The following is a 20,602-nucleotide window of genomic DNA, read 5'->3' as shown; positions in this document are numbered from 1 at the left end:
TCTGCAAATACCTTTGCTAAAGCCACCATTTCAGTCATACCTGTTCCATTTATTATTCAGGATTTTTCTTCGTGTTGACGGAACAATACTTATTCTCCCCCCTTTAATCACTCGGTGAAGTAGACAAATATGTAACAAAAAAAGGGGTTTACTATGCGATATAGTTCAAAAAAACTGATAGAAAATCATGCAAAATGAATATTTTGTTACAACCCTTGACTTAAAATAACCTTACATCAATAGTGGATTACATGAGCGGACAGACTCCGAGTCACCCGTAAAGTAATGTCTAATTAAATCCCTGGTAGGCTAATTATAATAATTGTAAATGGAATTCCCATGACTATGCCAGATTTCATAACTCCCCCTGATTTTTATAAAAAAAGAAAGCTCATGACAGGATGTTTGTTATCTTTTTTTTCTATTAATACCGAATTTCTGTACTGCTTTTAATCCCACCGATCCCACCCCGGCCTCTTCGCTCTGACGGACGATATCGCCGTTATTCATAATGAACATCAGCTTCCCCTCCCAGAACTCGGTGAGAAAAATATCCTCACGTTTCAGCTGACACCGCTCGACTTCCTTCAGTAGCCAGGCTTCGTCTTTATCAATCAATGCCAGATCGCCGGGGCGCGCCTTGCCGTTTTTCATAACGATCGCCGAGGGCATCAGGCTACCCTCGGCAATGACCGTGACCTGGCCGCCCGGCTCAATCTGCGCGTAGCGCACTTCCTGAAAGGAGAGGATGCCCTGAGTATGGATCTGCGAGGCAACGCTCAGAATATCGATCTTGTTCCGTCGGGCGAGAATATTGTCCATCAGGAACTGGCCATTTTTGATGATCGGAATGGGGTCGCCAATGGTGATGGAGCGAAATAGCGAAAAGTGCTTACTGATGGCGTTAAGTGAGGTGATAAAGGCCACGCCGATCAGCAGTAGCACCACATACTGGTACAGAGGAATACTGTCGCTGTAAATCACGCCGCCAATAATGCCGCCCAGCACAAAGTTGCCGATAAAGTCGACGGGCGTCATTTGTGAAAGCTGAGTTTTTCCGGAAAAATTCAGGTGGGTAATGACGATGGCAAAGCCAATAAAAAATTTGAGCAGAATAAATCCGTAGTACTCCATAAGCCTCTTCCCTTCGATAAAAGTTCTTCATTAGCGTAGCAGAAGCCAGGGATAAGTAGAGAAACTGTGCGGTAACACCTCAATAATAAACCCCGGTAAGAGTAAGGCATTGATAACCCTTTTACCCACCGTTTATTTAACTATAATGATCCGACTGCTTACGCGGAGCAACACAGCTACCGCCAACTTTTATGGAGATGATGAACATGAGTTATTCACTACCATCCCTGCCTTACGCCTATGACGCGTTAGAGCCACATTTCGATAAGCAGACGATGGAAATCCATCACACTAAACACCACCAGACCTATGTCAACAACGCCAATGCCGCGCTGGAAGGCACCGAATTTGCCAGCCTGCCGGTAGATGAGCTGATCGCTAAACTGGATCAGGTTCCTGCGGACAAGAAAACCGTACTGCGCAACAACGCGGGCGGCCACTCTAACCACAGCTTCTTCTGGAAGGGCCTGAAAACCGGCACCACCCTGAGTGGCGACCTTAAAGCCGCTATCGAAAAAGACTTCGGCAGCGTGGACGCATTCAAAGCTGAATTTGAGAAAGCGGCCGCAACCCGTTTTGGTTCAGGCTGGGCGTGGCTGGTTAAGAAGGGTGACAAACTGGCCGTCGTCTCTACGGCTAACCAGGACAGCCCGCTGATGGGTGAAGCTATCTCTGGCGCTTCCGGTACGCCCATTGTTGGCCTGGACGTGTGGGAACACGCCTACTACCTGAAGTACCAGAACAAACGTCCTGACTACATTAAGGCGTTCTGGGAAGTGGTTAACTGGGACGAAGCGGCAGCCCGTTTCTCCGCAGCAAAATAAATCCCTCCACGCTGATGCGTGAAGACAAACCGGCGAGAGGGCTTCGCCGGTTTTTTTACGTCTTTCTCCGGCCATCATCTGCGTAAAATCGCGTGTAATCCTGCCCGATCGGCTTCTTCCCCCCGTTTATGCTGATTATCCCCCGCAATCCGGCGTTAACCGCTTAAGTGGCCAGATGTCTGGATGGCTAATATCATTTTGTGTTAGCTTATGCGCTTTCGTTCGTTGTCAGCCGTGACAAACCATTAAAAAATGCGACCAGACGTTTTTGTATTCGCCAGAGAATTTCGCTTATGAACGGGGTAAATCGCTTAGAAATGCGTCAGGTAGCCATTGCCTTTGGCGGTTTTTCCGCACTCAGCGGCGTTGATTTCAGCCTTGAAGGGCATTCGGTTCATGCCCTGACCGGCGCTAACGGTGCCGGGAAATCGACGCTGATGGCCGTATTATCCGGGGCGTACGATCATTACAGCGGGGAGATCCTGCTTGATGGTAAGCCGGTATCCATCCGCACACCGCGCGATGCCCGACAGCTGGGGATCCATCTGGTGCAGCAGGAGGTTGATGTTGCCCTGGTGCCGACCCTGAGCGTGGCAGAAAACATCATGCTCGACAGACTGGCCGAAGGTGGACAGGTTTATCACTGGGGCGAGATTCGCCAGCAGGCCAGGGCACTGCTGCAACAGCTGGACGTCTCACTGGACGTGCGTCGCCGCATCGATCAGTGTTCGCTGGCGGAAAAGCAGCAGATTTTGCTGGCCCGCGCGCTCTCACATCACTGTCGCTTTCTGATTCTGGACGAACCCACTGCGCCGCTGGATCAGCATGAGAGCGAGCGGCTGTTCGCCGTGGTACGCCGCCTGCAAAGCAGCGGGATCGGCGTGGTCTTTATCTCTCACCGCATTCATGAGCTGCGGGAAATCTGCGATCGGCTGACGGTGCTGCGCGACGGCCAGCTGGTGGAAACGGGCCCGATGGCGCAGCTTAGCGGCGAGCAGATCGTTGAGAAAATGCTGGGCCATCAGCTGGACGATATCTATCCGCCCCGTCGCCCACCCTTCGGCAGGGAGACGCTGATGGCGGTGCAGGGGCTGCACGATGAGCACCTTTTGCGCGATATTTCGCTGACGCTGCGCAAAGGCGAAATCCTGGGCATTGCCGGGCTGGCCGGCGCGGGGAAAACCGAGCTGTGCAAGGCGCTGTTTGGTGTCAGTCGCAGCCGGATTACGCGGGGCGAACTGCACGGAAGGCCCTGGAAACCCACCTCGCCTCATGCTGCGGTGAAGAACAGGATGGCGCTGATCCCCGAGGAGCGGCGGAAAGAGGGCATTTTTATCGACGAATCGGTCGCGATGAACCTCAGCGTTACGGACGATAACAGCTTTTCCCGCTGGGGCCTGTTCGGGCACCGTCAGGCCTGGCGCTGGGCAGAAGAGGTTATTCAAAAGCTCGGGGTGCGCACCACCGGGCCGCAGCAGACGCTCAGGCGCCTGTCGGGCGGTAATCAGCAGAAGGTCGCGATCGGCAAATGGCTGCGCAATAACGCTGACGTCCTCATTCTTGATGAGCCGACGAAGGGCGTCGATATAAAAGCCAAAACCGACCTGTTTACGCTAATCGACGGGCTGGCTCGGCAGGGGAAAGGGATCATCTACGCGTCGGGTGAATTCGCCGAGCTGGTTGGCCTGTGCGACAGGATCTGCGTGCTCTGGGACGGGCGCATTGTGGCTGAAATGGCTGCCCAGGACGTTGATGAAGAAACACTTTTACTTTATTCCACCGGAGGAACGCCTGCGTGAGCAGCAATGAACTGTCCCTGAAGCGGACGCCCGTGCGTCATCAGCTGTTTGAATTTCTCTATAAATGGGGAATGTTGTTAACCTGCGTGGCGCTCATCGTTGCATTTGGCCTGGCCTCAAACAGTTTTCTGGAGCCGACCAACATCATAAATATTCTGCGCTCGATCGCTATCGTAACGGTGATCGCCGTAGGCGTCTCGGTTTCGCTGACCATCGGCGGCTTCGACCTTTCCGTGGGGTCTACCGCGTCGCTGGCAAACTCGCTGGTTATCTCCCTGTTCGTCTGGTACGGCTACGGCAGCACCGAGGCAATAGCGCTTACGCTGCTGCTCTGCACCCTGGTCGGGCTGTTTAACGCCTTTCTGATCGTTGTGCTGAAAATTCCCGACATGTTAGCCACGCTGGCCAGCCTGTTTATTGTGCAGGGGGTGGCGATGACCTGGAGCTTCGGCGGCTCCATTACGGAAAATATGGTCATGCCGAGTGGTGATATGGCCGAAGGGACCATCCCGGCCAACTTCTCCCTGCTCGGCCAGGTGCCGACCATCGTCATTATTATGCTGGTGGTCACCCTGGTGGCCCAGCTTGGGCTGTCGCTGACCAAACATGGCCGCCGGATGTATGCCATTGGCGGTAATCCGGAGGCGGCGCGCCTGTCAGGTATTCGTACGAATCGTTATCGCGTGCTGGCCTACGTTATTGCCTCGCTGCTGGCGGGGCTGGGCGGCATTCTGCTGGCATCGCGCATCGGCTCATCGCAGGTCAATGCCGGTGGCGGATATCTGATGGACGCGGTCGCCGCCGCCTGGATTGGCTTCTCGCTGGCCGGTTCCGGTAAGCCGAATGCGCTGGGCACGCTGGTGGGGGCGGTGATCCTCGGCGTGCTGCAAAACGGACTGGTGATGCTCTCCGTTCCCTATTACGCCATGGATATCATCAAAGGTCTGGTACTGGCCGTCGCGCTGGCTATCACCTATATCCAGCGGCGTTAGTCACCGTTGCGGCTTCCCGGGTGCCGGAGGGCGCCCGAACCCGTGCTGAATCCGGCGTCTCTGACGTCATGACTGTCTAAGAGGATAGTAATAATAATGAAAAAGCTCCCACTGGCACTGCTTGCTATCAGCCTGCTCCCCACTGCGCCGACCTTTGCAGAGACGGGCGCTGCCGTTCCGGCCGCCATTGCCAACCACGCCGGTCCGGTACGCATTGCGGTTATCCGTAATCTGGGATCGGATGACAACACCACCCAGTTTGTTGCCGGTGCCATTCAGGAAGGCCGCAGCCTGGGCTTTAAGGTCAGCACCTTTTTGAGCAACGGTGACGACGCGCGTTTCCAGGACTTCGTCAATCAGGCGATCAGCCAGAAATATGACGGCATTATCCTCTCGCACGGCAAAGATCCCTATTCAACCGGGCTGGTGAAGCGCATTGCCGATGCGGGTATTAAAGTCTCCGTGTTCGATACGCCGGTTAACCAGCCGGTGGAGGGCGTAACCGTCACCGCGCAGGATGATGCTTCGCTGGCGCAGCTGTCGCTCGATCAGCTGATCAAAGACACTAACGGTAAGGCGAATATCGTTAAGCTGTGGGTCGGGGGCTTCCCGGCAATGGATCGCCGCCAGGTGGTGTATGAGAAAGTGCTTAAGGCCAGTCCAGGCATTCACCAGCTGGAGTCGATCGGCGCGGTATCCTCTGACGTGCAGGGTGATACCGCCAATAAAATCGGGGCGATTCTGGCCAAATACCCGAAAGGGAAGATCGATGCTATCTGGGGATCCTGGGATGCCTTTGCCCAGGGGGCTTATAAGGCCCTGCAGGAGAATGGCCGCACGGAGATCAGGCTCTACAGCATCGACGTATCCAATCAGGATTTGCAGCTGATGCACCAGAACAACAGCCCGTGGAAACAGACCGTGGCGGTAGACAGCAAGCTTATTGGCGCTACCAATATGCGTCTGGTGGCGAATAAAATCGGGGGGGAAAAGACCCCGGCCAGCTGGCAGTTTAAGGCGGCGGCAATTTCCCAGGCGCAGCTGGCCAGCCAGTCCGGTGCAGTTAACGTCGCCAGCCTGAATAAAATCCTGCCGGGCTGGGGGGAGTCATCCGATTTTGTCGCGCCGTGGTTTGCCACGCTGCAGGCGAAGTACGCGAAGAAATAAGCGTTTTTTATGCAATTCGAATAACACTATTTCCCAAAATATCCCTCCTGGGAGAGGACAGCAAATTTATGATGATTTTTCTCTCTGTTTATTAAATGTTTCTTTAAGGGATTCACACCATGATTTTACATCTTCCACATGGGCTTGCAGTGCTTGCCATTCTTTTGGCTTATCCTGCGAGGAGAGCTGGCGGTCACCATAAGAGGTGAAAGAGCGTTCACTGACGATCTCTTTTTTTAGAAGATCGTCTGCAATAGTAGCTATCCCTGGTGTCTTTGTATCTTCAACTTTTGCAAACGTTGCCAGGTTGGTAACAATCTTACGAAAATCGTTAATAAAAGCATAGGGTTCTTTATCTCTGTTTTGTTGATTATCTGCTTTACTCAATAAATTATTACAGTTATTAATGGCCTTTTCGACTATACTAATTAAAAAATTATCGTTATTAACGAAAGCATTTAATTTTTTTTCAGTGTGCTCAGTGGTGACAGAAGGACTTATATTTGAATCACCAGTTTGCTTCGGCATATTTGACACAATCAATGTGTTCGGCAAATTTGACAGTGTTAACAATTTATCTGATGTATTTTCAAGTTTTTTAAGACGATATTTATGATCATCATTAACAATTTTCTTTAGGTTTTTTTCGAGCAATCCCCTGGCGAGCTTGTGGTACTTAACGTCTTCTTGTGCGAGTTTAAAAGCTGCATTATCATCTCTTAATATATAGGCTTTTAAAATATTTGTAACATGCATTTTATTTTCCCTCCTGGATAATTGCCTCAACTTTAATGAATTTTTTTTTAAAATAATATAAAAAAGCAATTATTTATGTTTACACCATTGAAAAAAAGGGGCTGACAACCCTGGAGATAAAACCAGCGAGAGTAATTACGCAGGGTGACATTGTGTTGGCATGCGGGGATAAGGGAACTTTATCCCCGCCGCAGGGAGGTAAGGATTAGAACGCCGCTTTGGCGAAGCCGGTCATTTCTTTCAGGCCCATTTCGCGACCCAGCGCGGTCATCGGGTGTACCACGATAATCCCGCGCACGCTTTTCTTCAGCGCGCCCATATTAGCCTGCTCTTTTTTAGTGATCGCCCGGCTGAACGGGAGCTGCTTCAGCTTCTGCGCTTCCTTGCTGAGTTTCTCTTCGCGCACGCCGCGCAGGCGCTCAATCTCAGCAATCAACTTATCTTTGGTTTCCTGCAGCTCGCCGAGCTTCTCAGTATCGCCGGATTCCAGCAGCATCGGCTCTTTATGCATGAGTGCGTCCAGCTTATCGCTAAGGACTTTTATCTCTTCCTGAACTTGTTCTTTCATTATCATTAACCGTAGTGTGATTCATTGCTGCAAGGATACACGAAAGCGGCAGGAAGTGGGAAAAGCCGCCGGCTACTTTTTGAAGGCCTGCTTGAGGCTGATGCGGGAAATAAGTTCGGTCAGCGACAGGACCAGGGTAGAACGGACGACCTGCTGGTAGCGCTGCCTGAGCATGGCGGCCATCTCCGGATCGGCGGCAGTAAAATCGGGGCGAGTGGGTAAAGCGGTTACGCAGTGTAGTTCGCCAAAGGGCCCCAGTAGCTCATCATCGGTAAAGCGGTAGTCGGTGCCATCGTCGTTAAGCGCCTCGCGCAGCGCCATCAACAGCTCTGCATCTTCATACTCGCTGCGGTTGATTACGCCAAGGCCATAAATCAGCTTCAGCCGCACCGACAGTTCACCCAGCGGCCCGTTGCCCAGCAGCAGGGGCTCGACCGCATATTTCACCGCATAATCATCCTTGCGGAAAACCTGAATCACCAGCAGGTTAACGGCTTCGGCCAGCAGCTCAACGGCTGCAATCAGAAAACTTCTTACCGAACGTCCTGCATTCAGGCGTTCCAGCACCCGATTCTCAAAAGCCTGTGGTTTTTCCATAAGAGCCTGCATATCAATCTCTGACCCTGCGGGATGCCGCCTTAACGGGTACGGCGTTTGCCGTACCCTGTCCGTTCATCCGTTGAATGCGGAAGTGCGCGCATTATGCCATAGCGTTCCAGGCTTTAACTACGGCGGTGACCACTTCGCTATCGGCATCAAGCCCGGAAATCTCCGCCAGGGTAGCCTGCACGCCCAGCGTTGACAGCATCGTCGTCAGCGCCTGTGCCTGAGGGTCCTGGTCGCTGCGATAATGCAGCGCAGCGGCAATGCCCGTCACCAGGTTGTCGTGCGGCAGGCCATATTCCAGCGTACCCAGCGTAGGTTTGATCAGGCGGTCGCCTGCGCTCAGCTTGCGCAGCGGCTGGCGTCCCACGCGTTCGACATCATCCTTAAGCCAGGGGTTTTCAAAACGGCCAAGAATTTTTTGAATGTAGGCCGCATGTTTATCAGCATCAAAGTCATAGCGCCGCACCAGCACTGCGCCGCTCTCCTCCATCGCCCCTTTAACCACCTTACGTACGTGCTCATCCAGAATGGCATCACGGATGGTCTGGTGTCCGGCCAGCTGGCCGAGATAGGCGGTAATCGCGTGTCCGGTATTGAGCGTAAACAGCTTACGCTCGACAAACGCCATCAGATTATCGGTCAGCTCCATGCCGGGGATAGCGGGGAGGGGGCCTTTAAACTGCGTCTTATCGACGATCCACTCGCTGAATGTCTCAACGGTAACTTCAAGGGGGTCAGCCGTACCCGTCTCAGAGGGCGGCACAATGCGGTCCACGGCAGAATCGACAAAGCCAACGTTGGCATCGACCCAGGCGTGATACTGCACCGGTATCGCCTTGAGCACGTGCCCCTTAAGCTGAGTGGTGCCGCGCACCATATTCTCACAGGCAATGATATTTAGCGGACGGCTATTGCCACTGTCGCTACGCGCGATCAGTCCTTTGGCAATCCCGCCTGCGATACGTTCGAGGATCTGCGGGCCGACTGCGGTAGTCACGATATCCACCTCGGCAATCAGGGGGATAATGTCATCGCTGGCGCTGCTGACCGCATTCACACCCTTCACGATCTCCAGCCGGGCTTCTTCGCCGACGACGCGAACCGGGTATTCGTTGCGCGCATTGAGCGCGTCCAGTACGACCTGGTTGACGTCAGCGAACGTCAGCTGAATCCCGGCGTCTGCCAGTAACTTACCAATAAACCCGCGGCCGATGTTACCGGCACCAAAATGTAATGCTTTCATAACTTTTTCCCGTATTAACGATCGAGGGCCGGACAAACCCGACCCGAAAAATGGGCCGGGCATGCCCGGCCCAGGGAGGTCAATTCTGTCAGCCTGATGCGCTACGCTGTTTTTTTACCTGACAGCAGATCCAGCACTTCCTGCACGCTGGATGTGGTGGTCAGCGTAGCAATCACACTCTCATCATCCAGCGCATTCGTCAGGCTGGTGATCACCTGAATGTGTTCATTATTGCGGGCGGCGATACCAATCACCAGCCGGGCTATGTCGTCGTCTTCCTCGCCAAACTGCACGCCGTCAGGATACTGGCAGAATACCACGCCGGTTTTCAGTACGCGGTCTTTGGCTTCAATGGTACCGTGCGGCACGGCGATGGATTCGCCCAGGTAGGTTGGTGTGAGCTTTTCACGATCGAGCATGGCTTCAACATATTCTGGCTCAACGTAGCCCCCCTTAACCAGCTGTTCACCGGCAAAGCGGATGGCCTGCTCTTTGTTGCTGGCGTGGTTGCCGAGGAAAACGTTGCTGGCGCTCAGCCGGAACAGATGCTCCTGGCTGTCGTCGTAACTATCACTCAGGGCGGCACTCACTTTATCACGGTGACCCGCGCTGCGATTCGCCTCCACCAGACGCGACGTCAGGTCGGTATAGAGCCCGCTATCGAGAAAGTTAGTCAGCGAAATGTGCTGCGCATGGGGTGCCTGACGCAGGGCGCGCTCGGTAAGATCGCGGTGGGTAATCACCAGGTCCACATCGCCCGGCAGATTATTGATGGCGGTATTGGTCACGGAAATATTCGTCAGGCCGGCATCATTAACCTTTTTACGCAGTACGCCTGCGCCCATTGCGCTGGAACCCATACCGGCATCGCAGGCCACGATGATTTTACGCACCAGGCTCAGATCGCTATTCAGGCCGTTAGCGCCAGCGGCAGATGCCGTCCCGACCTGGCCTTTAGACTGTGCTTTCATATCGCTAACGCGACGTGCGGCCGCGTCGATATCCTCTTCTTCCTTCACCTTGCTGGTCTTCAGTAAGATAGCGGAAACCACGAAAGAGACGGCAAATGCGGCCACAATCGCCGCGATATTCGCGAAGTAGGCCCCTTTTGGCGTCATCGCCAGTACGGCGAGGATAGAGCCAGGCGAGGCAGGAGAAACCAGGCCGCCATTGAGCAGCGTCAGGGTAAAGACGCCGGTCATGCCGCCGAGGATAACGGCCAGAATCAGCCGCGGGTTCATCAGCACATAGGGAAAGTAAATTTCGTGGATACCCCCCAGGAAATGGATGATCGCCGCACCGCCGGCAGACTGTTTGGCATTGCCCCGGCCAAAGAACATATAGGCCATCAGCACGCCCAGGCCCGGACCGGGGTTAGCTTCGATCAGGAAGAAGATCGACTTACCGGCTTCGCTCGCCTGCTGAATTCCTAAGGGGGAGAAAATACCGTGGTTAATGGCGTTATTGAGGAACAGGATTTTCGCCGGTTCAACAAAAATAGAGGTCAGCGGCAGCAGATTGTTCTGCACCATCAGGTTTACGCCTGCGGCGAGAATATGCGACAGTCCCTCAACCAGCGGGCCGATCGCCAGAAAGGCGAGGATAGCCAGCAGCATGCCGATAATCCCGGCAGAGAAGTTGTTAACCAGCATCTCGAAGCCGCTTTTGATTTTGCCATCGACCAGACGGTCAAATTTCTTAATAGCCCAGCCGCCCAGCGGGCCGGCAATCATCGATCCGAGAAACATTGGCATATCGGCACCGACAATCACGCCCATGGTGGTGATTGCACCGACCACGCCGCCGCGATCGCCGCCTACCAGGCGACCCCCGGTATAACCAATCAGCAACGGCAGCAGATAGGTGATCATTGGCGCGACCAGTTTGGCCATGGTCTCATTCGGCCACCAGCCGGTGGGTATAAAGAGCGCGGTGATAATACCCCAGGCGATAAACGCGCCAATATTCGGCATTACCATGTTGCTCAGAAAGCGACCAAAGTTTTGTACTTTGATCTTGATATCTGATGAGGACATAAAAACACACCCCTTATTGTTCCGCGCTGACAAAAAAGCGCGCGCGAGAGATTTTTTAGTTGAGGAAGTCGCGGTGGCACCGTCGGTATCACTGTATGCAGGCGGACTCTATCACGTGACTTTCTGCCTGCGTAGTGAGCTAAGAAAGTGTGATCAATGTCACCAGGTTTGGGTGGTCAAGAGGGGGTTTTTAGTGACTCTGATCACAATATTCCGCTGTAAATAAAATACGCAGGCAGGATCTTTAACCTTAATTGGGAGTAAATGTGACGGGAATCACATTATATATTTGGCTGTTTGTTTTGAAATTGTGATCTCATTCAAATTTTATTTTCCGCGCGGCAGGGGGAAAGGGCGTAATGACAGGGGAATGTAAATAAGTTACCAACGGGGCAGAGGAAGGAAACGGCATCCATGCCGTATCAGGACGTTACTGGAAGGTGTTTTGTAATGCGCTCTGTGCCTGGGCCAGCGCCTGTGAATTGGCTGCCAGGGTAGTCATCAACTGGTTGTACTGCGTAGCCTGCGGCTGGGTTGGAAACTGAATAGCCGGGCCATTAAAAGTCACCTGTGTTCCCTGCTGTTGCAGGAAATCACCGGTCTGCACTGCATCCTGGCTAAGGGTCTGCAGGGCCGGCAGCAGCGGCATCAGTACGCTAACGGGCTGCGTTACCACTTTGTTGTAGACGTTATCGTAAACCGCTTTCAGATCGGAGGGCTGTTTCAGGCCAGCCTTACCGCTATCCGCCTGCGTTCTGGCCGCCTGAATTTGCTGCGTCAGCACGCCGAGCGAGCCGCTTGCCTGGCGCAGAGAATCACGGCGGGTCAGGTAATCCTGCGGCATACGAATGGCCGACAGCTCATCGACGACGGGCTTGATACCGGAATCGACCGCATGGTTAACCTGCTGCGAGAAACCGTAAATGATCGCGTAATCATTGATGTAAGGACCAAACTTCTGCTTTTGATCCGCGCTCAGCGCCGGTAAATGTTCGCCGCTGCGCTGGACGGTGTTTTGCAGGAAATCAATAAATGCTTTGCGCTGATCGGCTTCTTTATCGCCGCAGCCGGTCAGTTGCAAGACCAGAAACAGTGCCGCGAACGGCACCAGCAGACGCGTCCACGCACGCGAGATTCCTGTCGTCATGGGAAGTAACTCCTGTAAATAATAAGGCTGTTTTAAGCAAGCATGAAGGCGGCAGACGCCGCGCCTAAAGAATAGTCCAACTCGGAGGCCGGGGATAGGGCTTAAACTTACTCTTAAACGTTACGCTTCAACCGCCAGCGGGCCGCGCTACAGGCCTGCTGGGAGGATATGGAAACATTGGCTAAAAGCAAGGTTGAAAAATAGTCTCAAATTACGACGCAAATCGCCAAATCTGATCTAATACTTATGATCCTGGCGTACCCCCGCGCTGTACTCTTTATGTATACGACGAGAGCATCTCCGTGGCAACTGGCCGCCAGCATTATGAACCTGAGGCTCAGGTTCTAACCCTCTGGCCGTTCACTATTGTGATTTTAATGAGGAGTGCTCTATGGAAATCAAAGATCCTATGTCCGAGCTGTTATCCAGCCTTGAGCATATTGTATTGACCCGAGAAGTGATCCAGTCCGCTCCCCCATTAAAGGGTGAAGTGTTGATGCCCGAACCAAAACGTATCAGGGAAATTACCGGTCTGGAAATTGATGAGTTTGCCCTGGCCATGGGCGTTAGCGTTTCATCGGTGAAAAGCTGGGAGGCGAAGCGTACCAGACCTTCGCGCAGTGCGCAGAAGTTAATGCAGTTGATTCAGTCCAATCCGTGCCTCAGCCGCGAGCTGCTGGCATAAAAGAAAAACCCGCCGTCGGCGGGTTTTGTGTTTTACGGGCGTGCAGCTTTCATATCGATCACAAAGCGGTACTTCACCTCACCTTTCAGCATCCGTTCAAACGCGGTTTCCACCTCATCCAGACGAATCACTTCCACATCCGAAACGATATTGTGCTGACCACAAAAATGCAGCATCTCCTGCGTTTCACGGATGCTGCCGATAGAGGTGCCGGAAATGCTCAGGCGGCGAAAGACAATCGGCGCCACGTCCGGTGAGGTATGAGGTGCATCGGGAATGCCCACCAGCACCAGATGACCGTTCGCTTTCAGCGTGTTGAGGTATGGGTCCAGATCGTGCGGAGCCGCGACGCAGTCCAGAATGATATCAAGGCTGCTGACCTCTGCTGCCATTTGCGCGGCGTCTTTAGAGACAACCACTTTACTGGCTCCCAGACGGAGCGCATCGCTGCCTTTTGACGGCGACGTGGTAAACAGCACCACTTCCGCACCCATGGCATGGGCCAGCTTCACCGCCATATGACCCAGTCCACCCAGGCCAATCACGCCGACCTTCTGGCCAGGCTGCACGTTCCAGTGCTTCAGCGGGGACCAGGTGGTCACGCCCGCGCACAGCAGCGGCGCAACTGCGCTCAGCTCAAGGCTTTCCGGAACGGTAACCACAAATTTGCTGTCCACAACGATGCTGTCTGCATAGCCGCCAAAGGTTTTGCCGCCGATAACCTTCTCGTCACCGTTATAGGTGGCCGTGTAGCCCGCTTCGCAGTACTGCTCTTCGCCCTGGTTACACTGTGAGCAGTGACCGCAGGAGTCTACCATCACGCCAACGCCAACCAGATCGCCTGCTTTAAACGCGGTGACGTCGCTGCCGGTGCTGATGACGCGACCAACGATTTCATGTCCCGGCACCAGTGGAAACTGGCTGACGCCCCACTCATTGCGCGCCATATGCAGGTCGGAGTGGCAAACGCCGCAGTAGTGGATATCAATATGTACATCGCCGGACTGAAGTTCGCGACGTTGAAATTCAAAAGGTTCGAGTGGCGTAGTGGCGGATTTTGCTGCCAGACCTGTTACCTGCATGTTAAAGCTCCCGGAAAGGTAAAGCGGCGTAGGGTAAAGAATTGTATCCACGGGGGCAACGAGGAGTTGTAAGCGGAGGTGACGTATTGCAGTGACGGGCTGCCACAGGCACGGTATGTACCCTTACAGGATGAGGCTCCGGCATCGCGGTTGCGCCATTACGCTCTACCCGACCTCTTTCGCTCGGTGAATAATATCACGCTGAAAATAAACGGGCGGATAAAAATCCGCCCGTTTATGTTTACGTCATCACGCTAAGCCTTTTGGGCCTATTGCAGCAGCGAGATATCCGCAACCTGCAGGAACAGCTCGCGCAGCTTCGCCAGCAGCGTCAGGCGGTTGATACGCACGTCACGATCTTCCGCATTCACCATCACTTTCTCGAAGAAGTTATCGACGGCGGTACGCAGCTGCGCCAGCTCGACCAGCGCATCCTGATAGCGACCTTCAGCGAACCATGGCGCCAGCTTGCTGCTCAGGGCAGAAACATAGGTCGCCAGCTTAATCTCTTCGTTCTCTTTCAGCAGCGAGGCCTGCACGCTGTCGTTCAGCGGCTCGGTCGCCTTCGCCAGAATGTTGGACACGCGCTTGTTGGCGGCGGCCAGCGTGGCGGCTTCATCAAGGGTACGGAAGTGTGAGACGGCCTGCATACGGGCGTTGAAATCAGCCGGACGCGTGGGACGTCGCGCCAGTACGGCCTGGATGGTATCCACGCTGTGACCCTCCTCCTGATACCAGGTGCGGAAGCGACCCAGCATAAAGTCGATCACCTCGTCGACCACCTTTGCATTGCTCAGCTTGCTGCCGTAGAGGCGCACCGCTTCTTCGGTCAGCGTTTGCAGATCCAGCGGCAGTTTCTTCTCGACGATAATACGCAGCACGCCGAGCGCGGCGCGGCGCAGGGCGAAGGGGTCTTTATCGCCTTTCGGATGCTGCCCGATGCCGAAGATCCCGGCCAGGGTGTCCATCTTGTCGGCGATAGCCAGCGCACAGGCCACCGGGTTAGACGGCAGCGCATCACCGGCGAAGCGCGGCTGATACTGCTCGTTAAGCGCAACGGCAACGTCTTCTGCTTCGCCGTCGTGGCGCGCATAGTGCATGCCCATCACGCCCTGAGTGTCGGTGAATTCAAACACCATATTGGTCATCAGGTCGCATTTGGACAGCAAACCGGCGCGCGTGGCGTGGCTGACGTCGGCACCTGTTTGCCCGGCTATCCAGCCCGCCAGCGCCTGAATACGGTCGGTTTTATCACGCAGCGTACCCAGCTCTTTCTGGAACAGCACGGTTTCCAGACGCGGCAGATTATCTTCCAGACGCTTTTTGCGGTCAGCATTAAAGAAGAATTCGGCATCGGCCAGGCGCGGTCGCACCACCTTTTCATTGCCAGCGATAATCTGCAGGGGATCCTTCGACTCAATATTGGTCACGAAGATAAAGTGAGGCAGCAGCTCGCCCGCGCTGTTATAGACCGGGAAGTACTTCTGGTCACCCTTCATGGTGTAAACCAGCGCTTCGGCCGGAACCGCCAGGAATTTCTCTTCAAACTTCGCCGTCAGCACCACCGGCCACTCAACCAGCGAGGTGACCTCTTCCAGCAGGCTTTCGCTCAGATCGGCGATGCCGCCAATCTCACGCGCGGCGGCTTCCACACCGGCTTTAATCTGCGCTTTACGCGCCTCGTAGTCGGCCAGAACTTTGCCGCGCTCCAGCAGGATTTGCGGATACTGGTCGGCCCGGTCAAGAGTGAACTCAGGCTCGCCCATAAAGCGATGACCGCGCAGGGTGCGCGCGGCCGTGACGCCCAGAATGGTGGCGGGGACAACCTCATCGTCCAGCAGCAGCGTCACGGTATGCACCGGACGGACGAACTGCACGTCGGAGTCGCCCCAGCGCATCAGCTTAGGGATCGGCAGCTTAGCAAGGGACGTGCTGACCATCGCAGGCAATAGCGACTGGGCGCTTTCGCCCTTCACGTGGGCGCGATAGAGCAGCCATTCACCTTTGTCAGTGCTCAGGCGCTCGGCCTGATCGACAGTGATGCCGCAGCCACGGGCCCAGCCTTCGGCGGCCTTGGTGGCCGCACCCTTAGCATCAAACGCGGCGGCGATAGCCGGGCCACGTTTTTCCACTTCACGATCCGGCTGAGCCGCGCTCAGGTTAGCCACTTTCAGCGCCAGGCGGCGCGGCGCGGCGTACCAGCTCACATCGCCGTGGGTCAGGCCAGCGGCGTCCAGTTCAGCGGTAAAGTTTGCGGCAAAGGATTCGGCAAGGCTGCGCAGGGCCTTTGGTGGGAGTTCTTCAGTGCCGATCTCCACCAGAAAAGTTTTCTCAGTCATGGCGGCCTCTTATTTCTTCTTATTGCACATCGGGAAGCCAAGCGCCTCACGTGACGCATAGTAGGCTTCAGCCACGGCTTTAGTCAGGGTGCGAATGCGCAGGATATAGCGCTGACGCTCGGTTACGGAGATCGCTTTACGCGCGTCCAGCAGGTTAAAGGTGTGACCCGCTTTCAGAATGCGTTCGTAGGCCGGCAGCGGCAGCGGTTTTTCCAGCGCCAGCAGGGTCTGTGCCTCTTTCTCATACTGCTCGAAGCAGGTAAAGAGGAAGTCAACATCGGCATATTCAAAGTTATAGGTGGACTGCTCAACTTCGTTCTGGTGGAACACGTCGCCGTAGGTGGTGATCCCCAGCGGGCCGTCGCTCCAGACCAGATCGTATACGCTGTCCACGCCCTGGATATACATCGCCAGGCGCTCCAGGCCGTAGGTGATTTCACCGGTTACCGGCTTACACTCCATGCCGCCGACCTGCTGGAAGTAGGTAAACTGGGTGACTTCCATCCCGTTCAGCCACACTTCCCAGCCCAGACCCCAGGCACCCAGCGTCGGGTTTTCCCAGTTATCTTCCACAAAGCGAATATCGTGGATGGTGGGATCCATCCCCAGCTCTTTCAGCGAGCCGAGGTACAGCTCCTGAATGTTGTCCGGGGAGGGCTTAATGATCACCTGAAACTGATAATAATGTTGCAGTCGGTTGGGGTTCTCGCCGTAGCGGCCATCGGTAGGACGACGTGAAGGCTGAACGTAGGCCGCCGCAATCGGCTCTGGCCCTAACGCACGCAGGCAGGTCATTGGATGAGAGGTGCCAGCACCCACTTCCATGTCCAGCGGCTGAACGATGGTGCAGCCCTGGCGCGCCCAGTAATCCTGTAAGGTCAGGATCAGTCCCTGAAAGGTCTTGGTATCAAACTTTTGCATTTTGAATTCGCACGCGATACGAGAGGTGATAAAAGTGGGCGTCAGTATACCCTTTGACCGGGCGTTAGTCAGCCCGCAGTCGCGGACAACCTTATTCAGACCGGACTCTGGCGCGGCATCATCCCAGTCTGAATTCTATGATTTGAGGCTTGTTGAACGATCGCCGCCCGGCTACCCTCTTTACGCACTGACGCACTGACGCACTGACGCACTGACGCACTGACGCAACAAGCAGGACAGATGAGAACAGAAATGAAGGATAAGATCGGCTGGATAGATAATTTGCGCGCGGTGGCCTGTCTGATGGTGATAATGATCCACACCACCACCTGGTATGTCACGCATGCTCCGGTGGTCGGCGAGCGAACATGGGACCTCTCCAACCTGCTTAACTCCGCCTCGCGCGTCTGCGTACCGATCTTTTTTATGCTCTCCGGCTATCTGTTTTTCGGCGAGCGTAGCGCGCAGGGGCGACATTTTCTGCGCATTGCCCTCTGTCTGGCGTTCTACAGCGCGGTCGCGCTGGCCTATATCACCTGGCTGACGCCGATTAGCGAAGGGTTATCCCTTAAATATGTGTTTCAAAAGCCGGTGTTTTACCACCTGTGGTTTTTCTTCGCCATTATCGGCATCTATCTGCTGTCGCCGCTGATTCAGGTCAAGCCGGTAACCGCGGGGTATCTGGCGATGGTCACCCTGGTGCTGGCGGTGCTGGCAAATCCAAATACCGTTGACCAGTCGGTTGGGCGGGTGCACTGGCTGCCGCTGAATCTCTATATCAGCGGAGACAGCTTCTATTACGTGCTTTATGCGCTGTTTGGCCGCGCCATTGGCATGATGGACACCCATCGGCGCGGCGTGAACTGGCTCGCCGGGCTGGTGTTTATCGCCAGCGTTGCCGGCATTGCGATGGGAACGAAAAAGCAGATGGCGATTAACGGCGCCTTTGCCGATACCTGGTATCTTTACTGCGGGCCGGTGGTGTTTATTGCCGCCGTCAGCCTGCTGATCCTGTTTAAGAACGGCCTGAATCAGCGCCCTTTACCGATCCTCGCCGCGATTTCGCGCTATTCCCTGCCCATTTATGGCTTCCATGCGCTGTTTATTCACTTTATGCGCACTCACGGCCTGGATAATACCCGCCATCCGCTACTCGACATTCCGCTGGTATTTACGGTCGCCCTGACGGGGAGCCTGCTGCTGGGCGTTTTTCTGCACCGGATTGATAAGCGGCGTCTGGTGAGCTGACGCGCGGCGGCGACGCTTTATTTTTACGGTGATTCGCCGCCGTCCGGGTCTTAAGCGGGCGCAGGCTACTGATGCGTGGCCGCAGGATCACGCCTGGCATGGCAACCAGCCTGCGGCGTATACGGTTTTTCCCCGGCCTTTCGTGATAAAGCTTGAGCAGGATCACCGCCAGCGCCAGCAGCGCCGTCAGCCCATTGGCCGACATCACCGGGATATCGCCCATGCGGAAGCCATACCACGTCCAGCATGAAACGCCGAAGAACAGCGAAGCCCACATGCCGAGCGACAGCCCGCTGGTATCTTTATTCCTGATGATGTGCAGCACCTGGAGGAAAAACGAGCCGGTGGTCACCCATGCGGCCAGCGTGCCAAGGGCAACCGGCCACGGGGAGAGGAAAACGATCGACAGCAGTGCCAGAATCACCGTTGCGGCGACAATCAGGATATTTTTCACGCCTGTTCTCTCCCCATCATTTGCAATTGCGTATCCACCCGCTGCACGGCATCCCGTAAATCGGCCAGCAGTTCAGGCTGTTCACTTAGCGAACCAAACAGTTTTTTTGTTTTTGCAAATGCGGCCAGCGGATCCCCGGCGCGGAATATCGCCGCAAAGTCTACGCTTTCCAGCGCGCGATCCTCATATTCAAAGCCCAGCGTCTCCCGATCCCGCTGCTGCATAAAGCGGAAATAAAGGGCGGGGAGGATCAGCGTCGCGCGGGGTGTCGCTCCCTGCTGATAGCAGGCTTTGAGGGTCGGCACGATAAATTCGTGCAGCTTGGCGATGCTGTCGGAAGAGACGCGCTGGTTAGTATCACGCACCCACGGGTTGCTGAACCTGTGCAGCGTGGTCGCGCAGTACTCCGCTAAATCAATGTTGGTCGGAGGCAGCGCCGCGCTGACGTCCTGCATAACATAGTCAGTTATCCACTGCCTGACCTGTGGCAGCAGGCTCTCATCAATATAGCGTTTACCCAGCAGGGAACCCACCCAGGCCACGCCGCTGTGGCTGGCATTTAACACGCGGATCTTCGCCTCCTCATAGGGAGTAACGTTTTCGGCAAATTCCACGCCCACTTTTTCCAGTGAAGGACGGCCGGCGATAAAGTTATCTTCCATCACCCACTGGGAAAACGATTCACAGGAGAGCGGCGCTTCATCATCGTAAATGCCGTTCTGCGCCAGGCGCGTGTAAATCTCTGCGTCGAATTTAGGCGTAATACGATCAACCATGCTGTTTGGCGCACAGGTGTTTTTCCTGGCCCATGCCAGCAGCGTCGGATCCTGTTTTGCCGTGAGAAACGCCATCAATCCGCGATAAAAACTATCGCCATTATTGCGCAGGTTATCGCAGCTCATCAGGGTGATCGGTCCGCTGTCGCGCGCTATTCTTGCACGCAGTATCTTTACCAGCGCCCCGTACAGCGTGATGGTTTCCGCCTGTTCTTGTAAATCCGAGGCGATAGCGTTGTCGGTCAGATCGAGATGCCCCTCATCATCGAGGAAATAGCCGCCCTCGGTGACGGTAAAGGAGATAATTCTTGTCTCAGCGCGCGCGGCTTCATCAACCAGCGTACGCAGTCCCGCATCCCAGAGAATGACGTTTTCAATGGCGCGCAGCGTCTGATACTGCTTTTGCCCCTCGGGCGAGATGATTTCCAGCGTGTAGCGACCCTGCTGGCGGGCAAGCTGCTGCAGGGTTTTTTGCGTGGCGCTGTTGCGGATATTTGCGAGAGAAAGAGACCAGCGGTTATCGCCTTTTTCTTTGAGCTGGTTAAGATACCAGCTTTGATGCGCGCGGTGAAAAGCGCCTGAACCCAGATGCAACCATATCGATTTTTTTTGAGGATCGATACTCAAACTTTCTCCTTAAACCCCTTGCGGATTGTGCCAATGTTACCAGTAACAATAGCACAAAATGAGCACTGGATGAAAAATAGCCTGAACACGATTGCCTGCAAGTGAGGAAAACAGACAGGTGAACCACCCTCACCGCCGCGCGGGCGTCAGCCCCGTCCTACAGGCCACGGACAAATTCGACAGACCCCTAACTGCGCT

18 protein-coding genes are annotated in these 20,602 nt (G+C 54.8%); 6 read left to right on the top strand and 12 right to left on the bottom strand.

The genetic code is table 11. The features are described from left to right. Window positions 1-408: 408 nt before the first annotated feature. Window positions 409-1,134 carry a DUF421 domain-containing protein gene (locus ACLRGG_RS12670; protein ID WP_416250099.1) on the bottom strand — a complete coding sequence of 242 codons (726 nt, stop codon included), beginning with the start codon at window positions 1,132-1,134 and terminating at the stop codon, window positions 409-411. A gap of 206 nt (window positions 1,135-1,340) precedes the next feature. Here ACLRGG_RS12670 and sodA point away from each other — a divergent pair, with 206 nt between their 5' ends. From sodA to ACLRGG_RS12650, 4 genes are all read left to right on the top strand, one after another. Continuing rightward, window positions 1,341-1,958 carry a superoxide dismutase [Mn] gene (gene sodA, locus ACLRGG_RS12665; protein WP_067700449.1) on the top strand — a complete coding sequence of 206 codons (618 nt, stop codon included), beginning with the start codon at window positions 1,341-1,343 and terminating at the stop codon, window positions 1,956-1,958. 293 nt (window positions 1,959-2,251) lie between these two features. Further along, entirely contained in the window at window positions 2,252-3,757 is a 1,506-nt protein-coding gene (locus ACLRGG_RS12660; RefSeq protein ID WP_416250098.1) for a sugar ABC transporter ATP-binding protein, read from the top strand. Continuing rightward, a complete protein-coding gene (locus ACLRGG_RS12655) occupies window positions 3,754-4,749 on the top strand; it encodes an ABC transporter permease (RefSeq protein ID WP_416250097.1) in 996 nt (331 codons plus the stop codon). Before ACLRGG_RS12660 ends, ACLRGG_RS12655 begins: the two co-directional genes overlap by 4 nt. 96 nt (window positions 4,750-4,845) lie before the next feature. Then, the gene (locus tag ACLRGG_RS12650; RefSeq protein WP_416250096.1) at window positions 4,846-5,916 is read left to right on the top strand and encodes a sugar ABC transporter substrate-binding protein; all 1,071 of its coding nucleotides are present in this window, start codon (window positions 4,846-4,848) and stop codon (window positions 5,914-5,916) included. 66 nt (window positions 5,917-5,982) lie between these two features. Here ACLRGG_RS12650 and ACLRGG_RS12645 read toward each other — a convergent pair whose 3' ends face one another. From ACLRGG_RS12645 to ACLRGG_RS12620, 6 genes are all read right to left on the bottom strand, one after another. Next, window positions 5,983-6,672: a hypothetical protein gene (locus ACLRGG_RS12645; RefSeq protein ID WP_416250095.1), complete on the bottom strand. Its 690-nt coding sequence runs from the start codon at window positions 6,670-6,672 to the stop codon at window positions 5,983-5,985. Between the two features lie 205 nt (window positions 6,673-6,877). Continuing rightward, window positions 6,878-7,240 (bottom strand): YibL family ribosome-associated protein, encoded by a 363-nt coding sequence (locus tag ACLRGG_RS12640; protein WP_416250094.1) that lies wholly within the window; start codon window positions 7,238-7,240, stop codon window positions 6,878-6,880. A gap of 72 nt (window positions 7,241-7,312) precedes the next feature. Next, window positions 7,313-7,837, bottom strand: a complete 525-nt coding sequence (locus ACLRGG_RS12635) for an MltR family transcriptional regulator (RefSeq protein ID WP_416250093.1) — start codon at window positions 7,835-7,837, stop codon at window positions 7,313-7,315. Window positions 7,838-7,940: 103 nt separating this feature from the next. After that, window positions 7,941-9,089: a mannitol-1-phosphate 5-dehydrogenase gene (gene mtlD / locus ACLRGG_RS12630; protein ID WP_416250092.1), complete on the bottom strand. Its 1,149-nt coding sequence runs from the start codon at window positions 9,087-9,089 to the stop codon at window positions 7,941-7,943. Between the two features lie 101 nt (window positions 9,090-9,190). Further along, the gene (locus tag ACLRGG_RS12625) at window positions 9,191-11,125 is read right to left on the bottom strand and encodes a PTS mannitol transporter subunit IICBA (protein WP_416250091.1); all 1,935 of its coding nucleotides are present in this window, start codon (window positions 11,123-11,125) and stop codon (window positions 9,191-9,193) included. Between the two features lie 430 nt (window positions 11,126-11,555). Next, window positions 11,556-12,272 (bottom strand): DUF3053 domain-containing protein, encoded by a 717-nt coding sequence (locus ACLRGG_RS12620; RefSeq protein ID WP_416250090.1) that lies wholly within the window; start codon window positions 12,270-12,272, stop codon window positions 11,556-11,558. Between the two features lie 391 nt (window positions 12,273-12,663). Between ACLRGG_RS12620 and ACLRGG_RS12615 the strand changes: the two genes are divergently transcribed. Next, window positions 12,664-12,957, top strand: a complete 294-nt coding sequence (locus tag ACLRGG_RS12615) for an HTH-type transcriptional regulator (protein ID WP_067700420.1) — start codon at window positions 12,664-12,666, stop codon at window positions 12,955-12,957. A 32-nt stretch (window positions 12,958-12,989) separates the two neighbouring features. Here the strand turns inward: ACLRGG_RS12615 and ACLRGG_RS12610 are convergent, their stop codons facing one another. The 3 genes from ACLRGG_RS12610 to glyQ form a co-directional block, all read right to left on the bottom strand. After that, window positions 12,990-14,039 (bottom strand): NAD(P)-dependent alcohol dehydrogenase, encoded by a 1,050-nt coding sequence (locus ACLRGG_RS12610; RefSeq protein WP_416250089.1) that lies wholly within the window; start codon window positions 14,037-14,039, stop codon window positions 12,990-12,992. Window positions 14,040-14,308: 269 nt separating this feature from the next. Beyond that, window positions 14,309-16,378: a glycine--tRNA ligase subunit beta gene (gene glyS, locus ACLRGG_RS12605; protein WP_416250088.1), complete on the bottom strand. Its 2,070-nt coding sequence runs from the start codon at window positions 16,376-16,378 to the stop codon at window positions 14,309-14,311. A 9-nt stretch (window positions 16,379-16,387) separates the two neighbouring features. Continuing rightward, window positions 16,388-17,299 (bottom strand): glycine--tRNA ligase subunit alpha, encoded by a 912-nt coding sequence (gene glyQ / locus ACLRGG_RS12600; RefSeq protein WP_416250087.1) that lies wholly within the window; start codon window positions 17,297-17,299, stop codon window positions 16,388-16,390. 252 nt (window positions 17,300-17,551) lie between these two features. Between glyQ and ACLRGG_RS12595 the strand changes: the two genes are divergently transcribed. After that, on the top strand, window positions 17,552-18,547 hold the full coding sequence (locus tag ACLRGG_RS12595) for an acyltransferase (RefSeq protein WP_345829497.1): 996 nt from the start codon (window positions 17,552-17,554) through the stop codon (window positions 18,545-18,547). On the opposite strand, the gene ACLRGG_RS12590 is transcribed toward ACLRGG_RS12595, so the two are convergent. Further along, window positions 18,471-19,001 carry a SemiSWEET family sugar transporter gene (locus ACLRGG_RS12590; protein WP_082804050.1) on the bottom strand — a complete coding sequence of 177 codons (531 nt, stop codon included), beginning with the start codon at window positions 18,999-19,001 and terminating at the stop codon, window positions 18,471-18,473. The genes ACLRGG_RS12595 and ACLRGG_RS12590 overlap by 77 nt on opposite strands. Continuing rightward, window positions 18,998-20,404: a D-arabinitol 4-dehydrogenase gene (gene dalD, locus ACLRGG_RS12585; protein WP_416250086.1), complete on the bottom strand. Its 1,407-nt coding sequence runs from the start codon at window positions 20,402-20,404 to the stop codon at window positions 18,998-19,000. The genes ACLRGG_RS12590 and dalD overlap by 4 nt, the downstream gene beginning before the upstream one ends. Between the last annotated feature and the right edge of the window lie 198 nt (window positions 20,405-20,602).

The organism is Erwinia sp. PPS120, assembly GCF_047918655.1.
Lineage (GTDB): Bacteria > Pseudomonadota > Gammaproteobacteria > Enterobacterales > Enterobacteriaceae > Erwinia > Erwinia tasmaniensis_A.
This window is presented reverse-complemented; position numbering and strand designations above follow the sequence as displayed.

Excerpts from the sequence above, each read along its gene's own strand:
- ACLRGG_RS12610 (WP_416250089.1), bottom strand. The coding sequence starts at position 14,039 with ATGCAGGTAACAGGTCTGGCAGCAAAATCCGCCACTACGCCACTCGAA.
- ACLRGG_RS12635 (WP_416250093.1), bottom strand. The coding sequence starts at position 7,837 with ATGGAAAAACCACAGGCTTTTGAGAATCGGGTGCTGGAACGCCTGAAT.
- glyQ (WP_416250087.1), bottom strand. The coding sequence starts at position 17,299 with ATGCAAAAGTTTGATACCAAGACCTTTCAGGGACTGATCCTGACCTTA.
- ACLRGG_RS12620 (WP_416250090.1), bottom strand. The coding sequence starts at position 12,272 with ATGACGACAGGAATCTCGCGTGCGTGGACGCGTCTGCTGGTGCCGTTC.
- sodA (WP_067700449.1), top strand. The coding sequence starts at position 1,341 with ATGAGTTATTCACTACCATCCCTGCCTTACGCCTATGACGCGTTAGAG.
- ACLRGG_RS12595 (WP_345829497.1), top strand. The coding sequence starts at position 17,552 with ATGAAGGATAAGATCGGCTGGATAGATAATTTGCGCGCGGTGGCCTGT.
- ACLRGG_RS12645 (WP_416250095.1), bottom strand. The coding sequence starts at position 6,672 with ATGCATGTTACAAATATTTTAAAAGCCTATATATTAAGAGATGATAAT.
- ACLRGG_RS12625 (WP_416250091.1), bottom strand. The coding sequence starts at position 11,125 with ATGTCCTCATCAGATATCAAGATCAAAGTACAAAACTTTGGTCGCTTT.
- glyS (WP_416250088.1), bottom strand. The coding sequence starts at position 16,378 with ATGACTGAGAAAACTTTTCTGGTGGAGATCGGCACTGAAGAACTCCCA.
- ACLRGG_RS12670 (WP_416250099.1), bottom strand. The coding sequence starts at position 1,134 with ATGGAGTACTACGGATTTATTCTGCTCAAATTTTTTATTGGCTTTGCC.
- ACLRGG_RS12650 (WP_416250096.1), top strand. The coding sequence starts at position 4,846 with ATGAAAAAGCTCCCACTGGCACTGCTTGCTATCAGCCTGCTCCCCACT.
- mtlD (WP_416250092.1), bottom strand. The coding sequence starts at position 9,089 with ATGAAAGCATTACATTTTGGTGCCGGTAACATCGGCCGCGGGTTTATT.
- ACLRGG_RS12660 (WP_416250098.1), top strand. The coding sequence starts at position 2,252 with ATGAACGGGGTAAATCGCTTAGAAATGCGTCAGGTAGCCATTGCCTTT.
- ACLRGG_RS12615 (WP_067700420.1), top strand. The coding sequence starts at position 12,664 with ATGGAAATCAAAGATCCTATGTCCGAGCTGTTATCCAGCCTTGAGCAT.
- ACLRGG_RS12640 (WP_416250094.1), bottom strand. The coding sequence starts at position 7,240 with ATGAAAGAACAAGTTCAGGAAGAGATAAAAGTCCTTAGCGATAAGCTG.